This is a genomic window from Pseudomonas sp. H3_C08, assembly GCF_054669455.1.
The window spans coordinates 98,008-113,484 of the sequence record NZ_CP162803.1 but is presented as its reverse complement, the minus strand read 5'-3'; the positions used below and the strand labels follow the sequence as shown (position 1 = coordinate 113,484).

Below are 15,477 nucleotides of genomic sequence, written 5' to 3'. Positions count from 1 at the left end.
TCACCGTTGATTTCAGAAGCCGATGGCGAACCAGTTCCAGCCACCAGGGTCAGCATTGGAGAAGCGCTGAAACTGGCTTTGCGAGAGTCGGTAAAGGGAAAAGCGCAGGTCGGAGAATGCCGGTGAAAGATCGCCGCCCGAGAGAAAGAGCACGCTTTTGGGAAAGGCAATCGGATAGGTAATGGTTTCGCTGAGTGCGCCGCCCGTGGCCAGTCCCCATTGCAGGATCAGGCCACTGGGCAAACGCTGATAGCCGCCTGCAGTGTTCAAGGAAGCGGTAAACGCTGGCGAGTACTTGAGCGCACCATCACCAGAATCCAGGCCCCAGCCACCACCGAGCAGAAGCCGGCGAAAAGTAACGTAGCTGCCACCGACAAATGACAACGTGTTATCCGGTGCACCAGCGCTGGCGGTGCCCAGACTCTCGCCACTCCTGACTTTCACGTTCAAACTACCGGAACCTGCGACCAGCGACACCAAGCCTCCCGCAGGCACAGTTGACCATTCCGGCAGGGTCACCGTACCTGGGCTGGTGAAGATCGAGAGTTTGCCGACGTCAGCGACCGTCAACGAAACATCACCCACGTAATTGGTCTGCCCCGCCAGACTGCCGAGTGCGCGCTGCACAAACTCCGTCGTCGCGACTTTCTGACTGACATCGAATTGTGGCGGCGTTTCAAACAGCTTTTTGCCACGGATGGCCTCGAGCAGTTGGGTGTTCAAGCCTTCGGTCGGTTCGATACCCGCCGCTTTGATAACCGCCAACACCTCTTCGGTAAGGGCGTTGCCCCACTCCGCAGGAATCAGCGATCCGGGGGTTCCGGTGAGGGGATTTTCATCGACAAAACGACTGTTGACCAAACCGACACCGGGCATGCTTTTCGGATAATCCATCCCCTCATTCCTCCCTAGTCATAATTAATGTGCACCTTGGTATGCGCCGGCGCACTGCGGTGAATCAGGCATTCCAGCGCCGAACCCGGATTAACGCCGAAGCGCTCGCCCCAATAGCTCGCGCCGAAACGCCGACCCAGCAGCAAGCGGCCGCCGGTATTGAGCGTCCACATGAACTGCGCTTCCCACGTGCCCCAGTGCGCCGAGCCGAAACGCGAGCGGCCCATGCGCGGGGCTTCGAGTTCGGTGATGGTCGCGTTGGGGTAGCCCTGGCTTTTGGCGATGTCGATGTAGTAACCGACAGCCTGGCTGCCGACCGCCAGCAAGCGCCGGCGGACGGCGAGGCGGCGGTCGTCGAACAGCGGTGTGGCGCCCAGGCACGGGTCGGGCAGGTTCATCACCCGTTCCCAGTCCGGCACCAGTTCGCTGACGCCGGCCGGGTCCATTTCGTTGAGCAGGTCGGCGGCGCGGGCATCAAGGCGTGCCAGTTCGACGGCGACGCCTTGCAGCACTTCTTCGAGTTCCGGTACGCGTTCCGGGTCCCACGCCGGGCCACTGGGCAGCAAGGCGCGCAGCTGCGCCTGATATTGCGCGGCGGTTCTTATGCCCCCCATACGCAACCTCCGAAGGTGAGCAGTTCGCTTTGCCCGGCAGGCACGTCAGCGGCCGGCGCGGTCAGGGTGTGATCGTACTCACCACCGGCGCTGCTGATGGCTTCGCGGATATGGCTGATCAGCAACGGCACACCCAGATCGGCCTCACGGTTGTGCAGGTCGCGCAATTGCGCTTCAACGGCGGCACGCACGGCGGTGGTGTCCGGATTGACGCTCTTGAAGCGATACACCACCGGCACCTGAATCGGCCGCTGCACGTGCACTTCCGCAGTCACCGGACGCAGCGGTTCGATGTAGTCCTGAACCTCCGCCAATTGCTCATCGTTGGGCACCGGTTGCGGGTCTTCATCACGCATGATGAACACCGTCACTGTGCCTGGCCCGAGCAGGCCGCCACGACACCAGGCGCGCGTTACGCCCGGCACTTCCAGTGCCCAGGTCTCGTAGTCACTGGCCGAGCCGCCATGGGGAATCACGCGGTAAGAGCGAATCACCCGCGAGCGCAGCGACTCCAGACTTTCCCGTGCCACGCCGCCGCTGAGTCCCGGCGCCAGCACGACAAAGCTGTTGCCGACCACACCGGCAATCGGCTGCACCGGCGTCAGCGCCAGCCCGGCGTCGGCATTGCCGAGGCTGCCGGCATCCAACGCCGCGATGGTAGTGGTGTTGCTGCCATTGACGGTGGTGCGTGCGGTGGTGACTTTGTAGGTGCGGCCATCGCTCGCTTGCAACAACGTGTCGACATCCAGCACGGCACCGGCCGTGGCGGTAAAACTGACGCTGCCGGTGGCGACTTGCGCGGGTTTGCGCGGTTGGTTCAAACGAAGTGCGGCGATGCGCTCCAGGGTCGACTCATCGGCCTTGTCGGGCAGGATCTGCTCGGCAATCCAGTCGAGATAACCGTACAGACCATAAGCCGCGCCACCGAGGGTACGGGCCAGCACTTGCGCATCGGACTGGCGCAGCGAATCGCCGGCCAGGTCGCTTTGGGTGCGCTTGATCAGCACCGGCAGCGAAGGGGTTTCAAACGGCATAGATCACCTGCCAACTGTTATCGGGGTTGATGTCCAGACGTTCGCCGTCGGCCAGGGTCAGGACCGTGCGCAGGTTCAGGCGCTGGGCGTCGAGGCGTTCGCTGATGATGTCGATGGCGCTGCAGTGGCCGTCGTCGATCAGCCATTGCAAGGCTTCGCGGGCATAGAACTCGGCGTCCATCTGCGTTTGTCGAGTCAGCTTGACCCGGCGCAACAGCCACAGCCGCGAACCGATGCGATCGTCGGCGACGGTGGGAAAGGTATCGCCCCACCAGCCGAAACGTTCTTCGTCGTCGAGGGCGTCGTCATCGGCGGCGCGGCGCCAGGTGAACAGGCTGATGAGTACGGCGCGGGTCAGCGCGGCGTGGAGGTTCGGGCTGATCAGCATCACTTGCCTCCTGCCGGCGCGCCGGTCTGGCCGCTGCCGGCCTGTACGCCGACGTGCACGTGTTTGATCTGGCTGATGCCACCGGCAATCTGGTCGCCGGCGGAGACGATCTTGCCGGTCTGGTTGATCACCGGCGTATCGAAGTTCACCGCGCTGCTGGCGCGGATGTTCAGCGTGGCGGTTTCAATGTCGATGATCCGCCCGCGTTTGAAGTGAATTTTGTCGCCTTCGTCGGTGTAGATCGCCACTTCGCCCGACGCCAGCGATTGCAGGCGATAACGGCGGTCGGCGATGACCAGCGCGATGGCGTGGGAGCGATCGCCGCCGAGAAAAGTGACGACACCTTCGGCGCCGGCCAGCGGGTTACTGGTAAAGCCGTAGGGTTCGAAATGCTCCATGTCGTCGTTCACTTCGCCGGCGGTGAGGCGCATTTGCAGCGATTGCAGCTTGGATGCCGAATTGGCGAGCACGACAGTGCCGCGCGCCAGCAGGCGTGTCAGTAGGCTCATGGGGTGTCCTTCAAAGAGGCGGCCACGACGCGATCAACTGTAGGAGTGAGCCTGCTCGCGATGGCGGTGGGTCAGGCACTGTGATGTTGAGGCTGCCGACGCTATCGCGAGCAGGCTCACTCCTACAGGGTTCGGTGTCAGGCCGGGGATTTTTTCGGTGGCATTGGATTGGCATCGAAGGTATGCGGCGGCGCCACTTGCAGCGTGGTCACCGAGCCTTGCGCCGACAGCGAATACGTGACTTTGGAAATCAGCATGTCGCCATCAAATCCAAGCACCGGATCCGTGACCTTGACCAGCGTGTTGTGGCGCCACAGATCGCCGTTGGACTGGCGCCAGCCCTGCACCTGATAGGTGGTGGTCTGCGCCCGGCCCATACGGGTGGCGCTCTCCCACAGGGCGCGCTGCTGGGCCAGTTCGAACGTCAGCGCGGTGCCCTCGTTGATGATCGTGGTGCGTCGACGTTTGAAGCTCAGATCGGTCGCGCTGGATTCAACCTCGCTGACTGCCGCCCCGCTCTTCTTGTCCGAACCTTTCTGCTGGCCGATCACCCGGTATTCGGAAAACACCTGGCTCTGATCCATCGACGCGCTGGCGGACAAAATATTCTTGCCCAGCTCCAGCGCATCACTGGCCCGCCCACCGCTGCCCGGCTTGGCCAGCACCAGCCGACCCTGCTCGTCATCGGTGGAAAACACCCGCAGCAGCGAGAGCAAACGGTCGATCGACTGAAACACCGTTTCTCCCGGCACAATCGTGTGTTTGGTCAGCCGCGCGGTCTCGGGGATTTCATTGACCACCATCAGCCCGTACTCCATCGCCAGCGCCTGAACAATGCTCAGCAGCGGTTGTTCCTGCCACTGGTTCGGCGTGTTCCTGGCAGCGCAATCGACCAGATCCTGAGTCTTGGAACTGCCCTCGATGCTCAGGCTGATCTGGCGTCCGTCATAACGGATCGGGGCCTTGAACACATAGCCGGTGAGCACCAGGTCCTGGCCGATTTTCACTTCGCAGGGGTCACCCGGTTTGATCCGCTGGTCCACCGTTTGCCCCGGCCACTGCCAGGTGATGTCGAGTTTGAAGGTGCGGAACTGGCGCTCCAGATCAGCGGTGATTTCCACGCTTTTCCAGCCGCCGTATTCCATGTTGTTGACGGTCAGCGTGACATGGTTGTCCATTACGTCCATGACTACTCCCGAGAGACTTTCACGTCGTTGGGTGGCAGATACAACGGGTTGGTCGCTCCGTTACGCTGGACCACTTCGGTCACCCGTGTCGCATCACTGAATTGTTTGTAAGCCACTACCAGTGCCGGCAAACTTTCCTGAAACGACTTGGTGACCAGACGCACCCCCGATGACGCTACGGCTTTGAGGTGCGCCACCAGAGCATCCTGCACGTCGCTGATAGCCTGATAGTGCGCTGGACCGGCTTTGTTTTTGGCCATTTGGAGCGCCTCGACCAAGTCCTTTTGAAGCGCCTGCAAATCGTCGGTAGCCGGTACTTCCTGTCGAGAAATCGGCTGCTTCGACTGCTGATCCAAGGAAGGGGTCGACAGCAACTTCACCGGTTTCGCCGCCACCGGCATTGAAGCGACCCATTGCGCCACTTTGACAATCAGAGTGTCCTGCACCAGATCGGCCATGGCTTGCGCCGCCGCATTGGTGTCCTTGCCCGTGGTGATCTTCGGCGCATCAGCCTTGCGGATCGCTTCGAGTTGTTGGGACACGTCGGCAATCACGCCACGGTAGCCCTCCTTCGCGAACGCCTTGAGCTCCTTGATATCGCCGAGCAACCCCTTGAACTCCGCCGCCACTTCCTTGGGCAACTCCTTGACGGCTCTGACCAGTTCAGTGATTTCCTTGTATTGCGCGATCAGTGGTTTCAGCTGTTCCTTAATCACATCGAACACCCCGGTCAGGCTGTTTCGCAGATTGTTAATGCCAATCCGTGCCGCTTGAATCCGGACAATGACCTCTTCGAAACGCGACACTGCGGACCCCAGCAAAGTGTCAGCCTTGGCCAACAGGACTTTTTGCGTACTGACGGTGGCGGTCGGAAACGGCAACGGCCGATCGGGGTAGAACTTCAGACTGAACGTCACCAGCCCGCCGTCCTGGCGGGTATGGGTCATGTCGCACTCACCGACCTTGACTTGCAGGCGCCCGAGCCACGGGTGCACCAGCTCACCATTGCCCGCCTCCAATGCCTTGAGCAGCTTGTCGCGCTGCTCCAGGCAGTCGGCGCCGATGATGAATGCCGTGATGTCGTGAGTCTTGGCCTGCTGGCCCAGATCCTCGAAATACGGCAGGTCGCGTTGCGGGTATTCATGCAACTGACCTTTGCGACCGACCGGGGTTTTCGCCTGATCGATCCAGAAGCCGACACCACGAAAGGATGCCGGCAACAAACGGTCACGCCAGTTCATTGGAACCTCCTGCCGACAGCGAGCGATAGCCGATGCGCGACGACAGCGCCAGCCCTGGTTGATTGGTTTGCGGTTGATCGGTACGCAGGCCTGCCGGCGCATTTTCGAAGCGCACGGTCAGGCCGCCTTCGAGTTGCGTGCGGTTGTTGATTGCGCTTTGTTGAATCAGTGCGCCAGAACTCTGTGGCAACGAACCACTTTGCAGTGCACCGTTACCCGTGGCTTGCGGTGTTGCTCCGAAGAACGCGGGTGCCAGTTCCCCTTTGCCTTCGGCATTGGTCTGGCGTTGCGCTTCGGTGAACGTTTCAACCTTGCCGGTGACCTTGGCGATCAGTCCGGCAAAGCCGCCGTCGAACAACTCTTTGATCGGCGCAATCACGGTTTGCAGTTTTTGCCACAACTCGCCGAACCACTCGGTGATCGGCCCCCAGTTCTTGATGATCTGCCCCAACGGCGTCCATTCGAACATGTTGTGCAAAAACTCGAGTACCGGTGCGGCCAACGCCTGCACCACGCCCCACAGCGCCGAAAACACTTCGCTGATCGGTTGCCAGTACATCGCGATCTGTTCCAGCGGCGACCATTCGAACAGGCTCTGGAAGAAGCTTTTGATCTGCTGCGCCGACGCTTGCAATGCGGCCCAGACCGGTTCGAAGAAGGCCACGATACTGCCCCAGTTGTTGACGATCATGCCCACAGGGGAATAGTCGAACAACGTGCCGAAGAAGTCCTTGATGGCTTGCGCCGCCGGTTGCAGCGCCGTCCAGATCGAGGCGAAGAAGCCGGTGATCGATCCCCAGTTGTTGATGATCATCCCCAACGGTGTCCAGTCGAACAGACCTTTGAGGAACGCCATCACCGGCACACTCAAGGCCTTGAGCAAGTCCCAGATTGCCGAAAACAGACCGGTCAGCGGCGCCCAGTTTTCCAGGATCATGCCGGCGGGCGTCCACGAGAACACCGATTTGAAAAAGTCGATCACTGGCGCGGTGACCGCTTTGACCTTGTCCCAGATCCCGGAGAAAAATCCCGCGACCGGTGACCACAGCGCCGCCAGTGCATCCAGCGGTCGCCAATCGAGGATCGAGCGCAACGTTGCCATCGCACTCACACCGATGTTTTTCACACCCTCCCACATGCCCTTGAAAAAAGCACTGATCGGCGTCCAGTTGGCATAAATCAAACCGGCCGCCACCGCGATGCCCATCGCGATCAACATGATCGGATTGGTCTTGAGCACCATGCTCATGACGTCCATCACCTGGGTCATGCCGGTGACGGCGGTTTGCATCGCCGAGAAAGCAATCGCCCCCGCCGCCAGGCCTTCGACCAGTTTCGGGTTGTCGGCGAGCAGGCTGCCGACCTGGGTCAGCATCGGTTCCAGCCCGACCACCAATGCGCCCACCGCCGGCACCAGTGCCGCGTCCACGGCTGCGGAAACCTTTTCCATCGATGCACTGAACACGTTCATGTTTTGCGCAGCGACTTTCGGCGTAGCGGGCAGGTCGACGGTTTTTGCCGTGTCGCTGACTTCGGTCAATTTGCCCTGAAACGCCGCCGCCGATTTGATCCCGTCCACGAACGGCGTGATCACGCTGCCGCCCTTGAACAGACCGCTGATGTCCAGCTTACCGAGGCCGGTCTGTTCGAGATTGTTCTTGAAGCTCTCGACCTTGACTCGCAGGGCGCCGAGTTTGGGCGACAGTTCATCGATGCCCGTGATCAGCACCGGCGTTTTCACTTTTTTCTCTTCGTCTGCCATCACTGCACCTGCTGCATCGCATTGATCCGTTGCGCGTGCTCCAGCGATTCGCGGAGCACATCCAGTGGCCTGGCCATCATCTGTTCGGGGTCAACCTTCCAGAACCAGGCCAGGTCATAGGCGACGGCGATCAGGTCGGTGATGGCGCCGACGCCGCACTCATGAAAAAACTCGCAACGGCCCAGCTCAGCGCATTGAGGTCAGCCAGATCCAACTGGTTGACCGACGACGGTGGAATACCGGCGCACACGGCGATGTATTTGGCCGCCACGTCCATGTCGAGGCTGACTTCTTCGCTCTTGTCGATCTTGTACGGCAGCGCCTTGATCGCTCGCACCTCCTGCACCGTCGGACGGCGCAGGACGAGTTCGGTCAGGGGCTCGCCGTGAGCTTCGATCGCAACCTGAAGCTTCACGGCGCCGCTCATTGCCAGGTCCCCTTGATGCCTTCGAATTTCAGTTCGATGGTGGCGTCATCGCCTTTGGAGACAGGTTCTTCGACCAGGTAGGCGCCGGCCAGTACGTAGACTTTGCCGTTGCTGAATTCGCAGGTGACGGTGATGTCGGTGCCTTCGATCAGCTTCTTCAGCGGGAAGTCGGCGGTGTGCAGCGCGGTCACTTTGAACGACGGCGCGATGTCGGTTTCCTTGTAGAAGCCGGGTACGACGGTTTCGCGTTTGACCGCCATCAGCGGGGCTTCGCAGCCGCCATTGATGGTCAGTTGTGCGCCGTCGACTTTGACGTAGCAGGTGCCTGCAATCAGTTGACCCATGGTGTTACTCCCTTGAATAAAAAAGCCCACACGCGGTGGGCTGAATGCTGGTGGTCAAACGCGGCGATCAAGCCGCGTCGTCGTACTGCAGACGGAATTGGTTGAGCAGTGCGAACACGCGCAGACCGTTGATGTAATCCGGCGGGAACAGCACGTTCACGCGGCTCGGGTCCTGCACGTCGCGCTCGACGATCAGGTGCTCGGCAAACAGCTCGGCGTTCTCCACGTGGCCTTCGAGTTCCAGCTTGGCGTACTGCGCGATCAGCTCGCCGCGAATGGTCGCCGGGGTGACAATTGGCTGGCCGGCGCCGAAACGGGTGCCGTCGGAAGCCAGTTTGTGCCGGCCGTATTTGCTGGTGATCACGCTTTGCAGACGGCGCACGATGAACGCCGACTGGTGCATGGTTTCGCTGTCCAGGTAGGAGTTGTCGGCCTGACCGTAAGCGTTTTTCTGGTAGGTGGTGATCGAGCGCTGGATGCGCACGTAGCCGCCCTCGTAGTACGCGGTGGCGATGCCGTAGTTGAGCAGCGACTGACGCTCGGTCAGGGTGAAGCGCTCACTCGCCGGTGCCGGGTCAACGCCCGGCAGGCTGCCGCTCTGGGTCGGACGGCTGGCGTCGGCAGAGATGAATACGGCGGTGCGTGCAGCCAGTGCGGCGGCTTGTACCCAGAACGGTTGCGGTACGCCCGGCTCCAGCGCCTGAATGGTCATGTGCTGATCGTTACGCGCCTGGCCTGCTGCGACCAGCGTACCGACGGTGCCGCGCTTGGCGCTGTAGACGTGACCGAACAGTTGCTTGGCCCACGACCAGCGACCGGTGCTGTCATCCATGACCGCTTGCCAGGTGTTGAGGGTCGACAGATCGGACCATGGCAGTGCGATGAACTCGAACGGTTCATCACCCAGGGCCGCGATGGCTTCAACCTGATCCGGCACACCGGCGCCGCCGGTCATGGCGGTGACTGCAGTGGTCAGGCCGGCCGGGGTGTCTTCGCCGTTGCTCTTGCCCAGGCGATTGAATTGCAGGCTGATGTCGTTGCCGCTGTCGCCAGTCCATTTGGCATTCAGGGTGACCACACCTTCGGCAGCGGCAGCGCTGACCGGCAGGTCGGCGGTGGCGTTGATTTTTTGCGCCAGTGCAGTGGCTGCCTGGGCAGCGGTGGCACCGTTGACCACGGTGGCTTGCACACGCACGCCGCCGACATACAGATTGAGCACGCCGGCCTGAGTGGCGGTGCCGGTCAGGGTCAGCACGCCTTTGGCGATCGCGCCTTCGGTGTTGTGCAGCGGCAGGCACCAGATCTCACCGATCGGGTCGGCCTTGCGGAAGGTCTCGTACATCGAGGCGAGCATCGAGCCTTGGCCACCGATGCTTTTCGCCAGCGCAACGCTGGACACCAGCACCAGTTTGCCGACTTCCGTCGGCGCGATGTTGTCGTTGACCTGAGCGACGATCAGACGACGCAGGGTCGAACTCGCGCTATTGGCGGCCGAGTTGTCCATTTCGGCATAGAACAGCGGTACACGAATGTCCGCGGGGATGTTGCTGAATCCGATCGCCATTATTTGGCTCCCTTTTGTTTGGCTGGTGCGGTTTTGAGGGTGATATCGCCGTCGGCCAGACGTCGGCGCCACCAGGCGCTGTCCAGCACTTCACGGCCTTCGAGCGGCAGCAGATCGCCGGCCTCCGGGTCCGGTACGACACGGCCAGCGGCCGGCAGTACGGTGATGCGTTTGCTCATGGGGTTACGTCTCCAGAGAAAGTCATTTCCACGCGCCCATCGGGGCCCGGGCGTTTCAGGTTGGGGTCGGCCGGGTCGATCGCATCGACCCGCACGGTGGCCCCGGTAAAGGACGACAAACCGTCCAGTTCGCGTTCGTGCCAACTCTCCGCAGGCTGACTCGGCAGATTGCGGCCGAGCTGGAACTCGGCAAAAAAGCGCAGCCGGTAAAAGGCGCGGCTGCTGTTGATCGAGACCATTTCGCCGCCGTCGTAAACGATGGCGCTGTAGGTCGAATCTGGTTTGAAACCGACCAGCGCGCGCCACAACTCGGCGCGCAGGTCGTGCAACAGATCCAGCGCTTTTGTGGCGTCCGTGGCGTCAAGCACCAGGACGATTTCGAAGCGGTCGCGGATCGGTTGGGTGGTGAGGTTTTGGGTGGTGCTTTCACTCGCCAAGTCGGCCAGTGGCAGCACGTGGGCCGAGGGTGTCGGCAGTTCCGGGTTGCCTTGTAGCAGCGCCAGATCGACACCCACCGAAATGTGATTGGCAAAGCCAGGGCATTGCCCACGCAATTGCGTGAGGATCGGGGTGATCTTCATGGGGGTGTTCCAAAATAGTGGGGGTTACCGCAGGCCCCTGTAGGAGTGAGCCTGCTCGCGATAGCGGTGTGTCAGGCGCGTTGATTTTGAATGTGGCATCGCTATCGCGAGCAGGCTCACTCCTACAGGGGGGCTCGTGGGTCAGTCTTTGGCTTCGGCTTTCGGGTCGAGGCACGACGCATCGATCAGGCAGCGATAGCTGTTCTCACGATTGCCACTGGCGGTGACCTTGTCGATCGACCAGCGTCCGCGCATGAAGTCCGGCCAGGTGTCATCGAGCAGCACCAGGCCTTCGGCGGCCAGCCGTGGATCGCCGGGGCAGGTGATCTTCACCTTGAACTTTTGCCGGAGCATTTTGCGCACTTCGCCTTCTCCCACGGCGATGGCATCGGCTTCGCTGGGTTGGTGCTGGCGCAGGATCTTGTACGGCGAAAGCCCGGTTTTGACCTCTTGCAAAATACCCGTAGCAGTATCCAGCCAGCGGGTTATGCAGCCCTGATTCTGCGCCCGCGCAGTCTCTTCCAGCGTGGCGCTGACAAAGGCGTGATCACCCGGCCGATTGTTGCTGGTCACCGACAGGATCACGTTCGCCAGCACTTTGCCGGACAGTGATTTGGTCTGACCGGGTCGCGCCAGCACGTAGATCTGATCGTACGGTTTGGCGACCACGTTGTACTTTGCCGCCAACCGCGTCAGAAAGCCCATGTCGGTTTCGTTGGTTTGGTCGATGTGCTCGATCCGTATCAGTGACACATCGGGGGCAACTCGCGGTGAGAAACCATGCCGCGACACCAGTTCGCGAAACAGTCCGCCGAGCGTCGTTGGACCATGGCTGGCGGTGCGGCGCTGCTTGAAACCGGTCTCGTCATCCTTGCTGAACGGTGCAGCTGTGGCCACCAGTGTCAGGCGGAACGGGAACAGCGTCGGTGTCAGGCGAGTGACTTTGAATTGGCCTTTGTCGACCATGCCCGATTCCAGGTAACCGACTTTCAGGCCGATTCGACCACCGAGACTCGGCAAACCGTCGAGACCTTCAAGGTCCACCGTCAATGTCAGTTGGTCCGACTCGATGCCCGCGGCATCGATATGTTCCCAACTGATCAGACGCTGATTGAGCAGGGCCGCATGGGCGCCGTAGATTTCTACCGCCGGGGTAAAACCCAATGTCATGCAACCTCCTTAATCCCAGGCTGTGAGCGGGTTGATCGCGGCGGGTTTTGTATCGAGTTCCGGCAGTACCACCCAGACACCTGCGGACAGGACCGGGCCATGCTCGGCGAGGGTCGTATTGAGCTTCCACAGGGCCTCTTCGGCAGAATCATCGCTGCGCCCGGTTTCGCGATAAAGCAGCAGATTCACCGAATCACCGGCCACGCTTCGAACCTTACGCATTATTGAACTCCGCCAATTCAATGACCCAATCGACGACCATCGCCGTGCCGTCATCGATGATCTGGCTCTGGTTTTCCTGAATATTGTTGATTCGCCACAGGCCCCAATTGCGACCGATGCCGTCGATCAATGGAAGTGGGATACGCTGGGCCTGCAACGCACGCAATTCGTCGAGCCGATCCATCGCCACGGCGTACATCGACTTGCCGGTGATGGTCAGGGTTTCCGGTTTTTGCCCGGTCTGGCTGGACTTGGGTTTGCTGGTCAGGATCTGGATTTCGCTCCAGCCTCCGTCGGACTTTCGCGCCAGCGTGCTATAGGCGAAGTCGCGTGACAGGCCGAAGATGAAACTGCCTAAAGCCATTTGTTGTTTCATCAGGCGACTCCATCGGTGAGGGCTGCGTCACGGCGGGTGGCGAGCGGATTATTGGTCAACAGCGGCAAGAACTGGCCGTGGAATTGCCCGCTCAGTTGCTGGCCGATGATCGTACGAATCTGCTCGGCAGTATCTGGCGCCGGGCAGGTGACCTGGATCAGTGGGGAGAAGGTGACTTGCTGGTTTTGATTTTGGGTGGGAGCGTTGACCAGATTCTTTGCGACCTCTCCCGGCGCAGCGAGTTTATCGGCGGGCGGACTGGCGAGTTTTTCCCCCAGGTAGGACCCTGCGAGTCCACCTACGACACTCCCGATGGCCGTACCGACACCCGGAAGAATAAGCGAGCCGAGAAACGCGCCAATAGCTGTACCCGCCAGCTCACCTTTTGCGCTTCCCACCGCGTTGTCATCACCTTCACGCAAGCCTTTCAGGCCTGTGTATGCGGCATGGGCGACCATCAAAGGTGCAGCGACTTTACTCACCAAAGGCATAGCCCGAGACAGCATCGGCATGACATTCGCACCTGCGCTGCGCACTGCGGGCAAGACCTTGGCAGCCGTGCTTTTGATGGCGGGCATGACTTTGAGCGCTGCACCGCGCAAGCGATTGCCCAGGCTTTGGCGCACAGCTGGCGTGCGGGGCTGAGCACTTTTCGCAGGTGGCTTGGCTCGTTTGCCTTGACCCGACCCGCGAGCTGATCGCTTCTTTTTTCGACCGCCACTGTCGTCATCGTCACCGTCGATCATATCGCCGATTTCGGACGGTAAACGCGCTGCAGCCAGTCGCAATAGCCTCGTGGAAATCGCATCGAGCACTGAAGACACACCGGTCTTCAATGTGCCCGCTACGAACGGCGTGGCAGCCGCCCCAAGCAACGTCAGTGCAGCTGTGACGAACGGGAAGCTTTCGGCTGCGGCGCTCAGTCCATTGACCACCGCCGTGAGCGCGACGGCAAAGCCATCTGTCACCGGGGCCAATGAGTTGCCGACTGCCGTGGACAGCCTGTTGAGACTCGCATCCAGCGCATTCCAGCGTCCCTGCGATGTATTGCCATAAGCCTCAGCGGTTTGCGCCGCCGAACCTGCATCCTCACCGCGTTTGGATGTTGCATACAGGGATTTGTCAGAAACCAGTTTGAACGCAGTTTGAGCATCCTCAGGCTTCTTCAACAACTCAAGGATTGCATCATTGTTGCCAAACAGCGTTTTTGTCAGTGAAGCCTGTTTCTCTTCAGGTTGTTTCCTGAGTTCTTCCAGAACCAACTTAATCGTTTGGGGGGCATCTTCACTCATCCCACGTGCCAGCGACTCGGGGTTCAGCCCCATTTCGGCCCAGGCCGAGCGCTGCGCCGATGAGGCGGACTGACCTTTACCCAGAACCGTCGTGAAACTCTTCAGCGCCGCTGCGGCATCTGTCTTGTTAGCGCCACTGTTCAGAAATGCTGCCGCAAGTGCAGCCACTTGCTCGGGCGTCATCCCTGCAGCTTTGGCGCCCTCCCCGGCACTTTGAACGACGGAACCGATGTCAGCGGTTTTGACGTTCAGGCCGCTGTTGCCAAGGTAGCTGGTCGCGTCTGCCAGATCCTGGCTCTGCACCCGATCAAGCTTCAGAGCGGTGCGCCAACCCGCCAACATCTCGCCAGCAGCCTTGACATCGATCTTGAAGGCCGAGGCATTGATGGCGGCATCACGAGAGAAGTCCTGTAATGCCTCCTTTTTCTGCTCGCCCTTCAGACCATCACTGATGCCGGACCGCAGCGCTGCGAGTTGCACTTGCAGCAAATCCGCGCCAGTAGACCCACTAGGGGCAACCCGTTTATCACTGGCGATTTCCAGGTTCGTTTCCGAGAGTGCCTGAAGCGATTCGTTGCTCAGGTGCAGCACCTGATTCAATTCAACCAGCGCCGTTTCGTTGGCCATTGCCGATTGAGTGATTTTCGGCGGCGGACGCTGCTCGATTTCGGCCTTGAGTTTGGACTTCGGCTCAGCGCTTGCAGCAGGGGCTGCTGCGCCGGCCTTGAACAACGACTGCTGGGTGACCAGTAGCTCCCGCAGCTTGATCTGCTCTTGGGTCAGCAAACGAATATCCACGCTTGCCAATGCCAGTGTCAGGTTCAGATCCTGCAGCGGTTTACCGAGGTTGTCGGGCACCGAAAATCCGCCTGTTGTATTGCCGCTCTCACCGGCGTACGTGAGCGCATATTTAATCTCTGCCATTGCCGCTCTACTCCTGTTTCACGCCAAGGCGAGTGATCGCTATGTCGTAGCGGCGCAACGCCTTTTCGGCGTCCCATTCCAGAATCTCCGCCTCACTTACCGGGTAAATGAGCGGGACGATATCGAGGATTACTTCGATGTCGCGTTCCGAAAGTAGGCCGCCGGCTGGTTTAAAAAATCGTCGATGCGCACCTGCAATTGCGTCCAGTCCGGGACGCTCATCAGGGCCAGATCGGGGATCATCAGGCCGGTGCAATGGGCAGTGATGAACTCGGCGCGTTCCTTGGCCGTTTTCAGTTTCTTCATCACTTTGGTCGCACGCAGCACGGGCATTTCCAGGCTCAGCGAGGTCACGGTGCGGCCGGTCACGGCGAGCGGTTGCAGCAGTTGCACTTGGTCGGGATCGGCGGATATTTCCGCGTCTTCGACCTGCTCCAGAAAGTACGACGCCGGACGGGTCGACATCTCGTGCACGTACTGGGCGATGCTCACGTAGTCCGGGCGCTTGAGCTGGTCGAGTTCCTTGACCGACAGGCCGGTGGCGAGCAGGGCCAGTTCGAAGAACTGATCGTCTTCGTCATCGCCGGCGCGTTCCAGCGCTTCTTTCTGTGCGGCGTAGAACAGCGGTTTGAGCTGGATCGTTTCGATCTGCGAACCGTCGTCGCCGGTAATTGGCGACAGCAGGTCATGCTGGGGTGGCATCCACGACATGTATGAATTCCTTGGTGATTCTTGGGGGTTACTCAATTTCTGCCAGTCACACTGGCCC

At 60.6% G+C, this 15,477-nt stretch carries 18 protein-coding genes; all 18 read right to left on the bottom strand.

What is annotated here, in order from left to right:
* Positions 1-12 precede the first annotated feature (12 nt).
* Positions 13-894, bottom strand: coding sequence for a gp53-like domain-containing protein (locus tag AB4N74_RS00540; protein WP_093436469.1), 882 nt, complete (start codon positions 892-894; stop codon positions 13-15).
* Between the two features lie 14 nt (positions 895-908).
* Positions 909-1,508: a YmfQ family protein gene (locus AB4N74_RS00535; RefSeq protein ID WP_093436472.1), complete on the bottom strand. Its 600-nt coding sequence runs from the start codon at positions 1,506-1,508 to the stop codon at positions 909-911.
* A complete protein-coding gene (locus tag AB4N74_RS00530; RefSeq protein WP_093436475.1) occupies positions 1,496-2,542 on the bottom strand; it encodes a baseplate J/gp47 family protein in 1,047 nt (348 codons plus the stop codon). The genes AB4N74_RS00535 and AB4N74_RS00530 overlap by 13 nt, the downstream gene beginning before the upstream one ends.
* A complete protein-coding gene (locus tag AB4N74_RS00525; RefSeq protein WP_093436478.1) occupies positions 2,532-2,930 on the bottom strand; it encodes a phage GP46 family protein in 399 nt (132 codons plus the stop codon). The genes AB4N74_RS00530 and AB4N74_RS00525 overlap by 11 nt, the downstream gene beginning before the upstream one ends.
* Positions 2,930-3,439: a phage baseplate assembly protein V gene (locus AB4N74_RS00520; RefSeq protein WP_460097978.1), complete on the bottom strand. Its 510-nt coding sequence runs from the start codon at positions 3,437-3,439 to the stop codon at positions 2,930-2,932. Before AB4N74_RS00520 ends, AB4N74_RS00525 begins: the two co-directional genes overlap by 1 nt.
* 137 nt (positions 3,440-3,576) lie before the next feature.
* Entirely contained in the window at positions 3,577-4,626 is a 1,050-nt protein-coding gene (locus AB4N74_RS00515; protein ID WP_460097977.1) for a phage baseplate assembly protein, read from the bottom strand.
* A 2-nt stretch (positions 4,627-4,628) separates the two neighbouring features.
* A complete protein-coding gene (locus AB4N74_RS00510; protein ID WP_093436487.1) occupies positions 4,629-5,867 on the bottom strand; it encodes a DNA circularization protein in 1,239 nt (412 codons plus the stop codon).
* Positions 5,854-7,629 (bottom strand): phage tail tape measure protein, encoded by a 1,776-nt coding sequence (locus AB4N74_RS00505; protein WP_460097976.1) that lies wholly within the window; start codon positions 7,627-7,629, stop codon positions 5,854-5,856. The genes AB4N74_RS00510 and AB4N74_RS00505 overlap by 14 nt, the downstream gene beginning before the upstream one ends.
* A gap of 130 nt (positions 7,630-7,759) precedes the next feature.
* A complete protein-coding gene (locus AB4N74_RS00500; protein ID WP_007908778.1) occupies positions 7,760-8,056 on the bottom strand; it encodes a phage tail assembly protein in 297 nt (98 codons plus the stop codon).
* The gene (locus tag AB4N74_RS00495) at positions 8,053-8,400 is read right to left on the bottom strand and encodes a phage tail tube protein (RefSeq protein ID WP_007908779.1); all 348 of its coding nucleotides are present in this window, start codon (positions 8,398-8,400) and stop codon (positions 8,053-8,055) included. Before AB4N74_RS00495 ends, AB4N74_RS00500 begins: the two co-directional genes overlap by 4 nt.
* A gap of 67 nt (positions 8,401-8,467) precedes the next feature.
* On the bottom strand, positions 8,468-9,964 hold the full coding sequence (locus AB4N74_RS00490) for a phage tail sheath subtilisin-like domain-containing protein (protein ID WP_095126526.1): 1,497 nt from the start codon (positions 9,962-9,964) through the stop codon (positions 8,468-8,470).
* Positions 9,964-10,143 (bottom strand): DUF2635 domain-containing protein, encoded by a 180-nt coding sequence (locus AB4N74_RS00485; RefSeq protein ID WP_414926600.1) that lies wholly within the window; start codon positions 10,141-10,143, stop codon positions 9,964-9,966. The genes AB4N74_RS00490 and AB4N74_RS00485 overlap by 1 nt, the downstream gene beginning before the upstream one ends.
* Positions 10,140-10,724, bottom strand: coding sequence for a phage tail terminator protein (locus AB4N74_RS00480; protein WP_257357148.1), 585 nt, complete (start codon positions 10,722-10,724; stop codon positions 10,140-10,142). Before AB4N74_RS00480 ends, AB4N74_RS00485 begins: the two co-directional genes overlap by 4 nt.
* Positions 10,725-10,865: 141 nt before the next feature.
* Positions 10,866-11,894 carry a phage late control D family protein gene (locus tag AB4N74_RS00475; RefSeq protein WP_427118837.1) on the bottom strand — a complete coding sequence of 343 codons (1,029 nt, stop codon included), beginning with the start codon at positions 11,892-11,894 and terminating at the stop codon, positions 10,866-10,868.
* Between the two features lie 9 nt (positions 11,895-11,903).
* Positions 11,904-12,116 carry a tail protein X gene (locus AB4N74_RS00470; protein ID WP_093436505.1) on the bottom strand — a complete coding sequence of 71 codons (213 nt, stop codon included), beginning with the start codon at positions 12,114-12,116 and terminating at the stop codon, positions 11,904-11,906.
* Positions 12,109-12,492, bottom strand: coding sequence for a phage tail protein (locus tag AB4N74_RS00465; RefSeq protein ID WP_093436508.1), 384 nt, complete (start codon positions 12,490-12,492; stop codon positions 12,109-12,111). Before AB4N74_RS00465 ends, AB4N74_RS00470 begins: the two co-directional genes overlap by 8 nt.
* Entirely contained in the window at positions 12,492-14,708 is a 2,217-nt protein-coding gene (locus tag AB4N74_RS00460) for a phage tail tape measure protein (RefSeq protein ID WP_257357144.1), read from the bottom strand. The genes AB4N74_RS00465 and AB4N74_RS00460 overlap by 1 nt, the downstream gene beginning before the upstream one ends.
* Before the next feature lie 129 nt (positions 14,709-14,837).
* Positions 14,838-15,419 carry a phage tail assembly protein gene (locus AB4N74_RS00455; protein ID WP_257357142.1) on the bottom strand — a complete coding sequence of 194 codons (582 nt, stop codon included), beginning with the start codon at positions 15,417-15,419 and terminating at the stop codon, positions 14,838-14,840.
* Between the last annotated feature and the right edge of the window lie 58 nt (positions 15,420-15,477).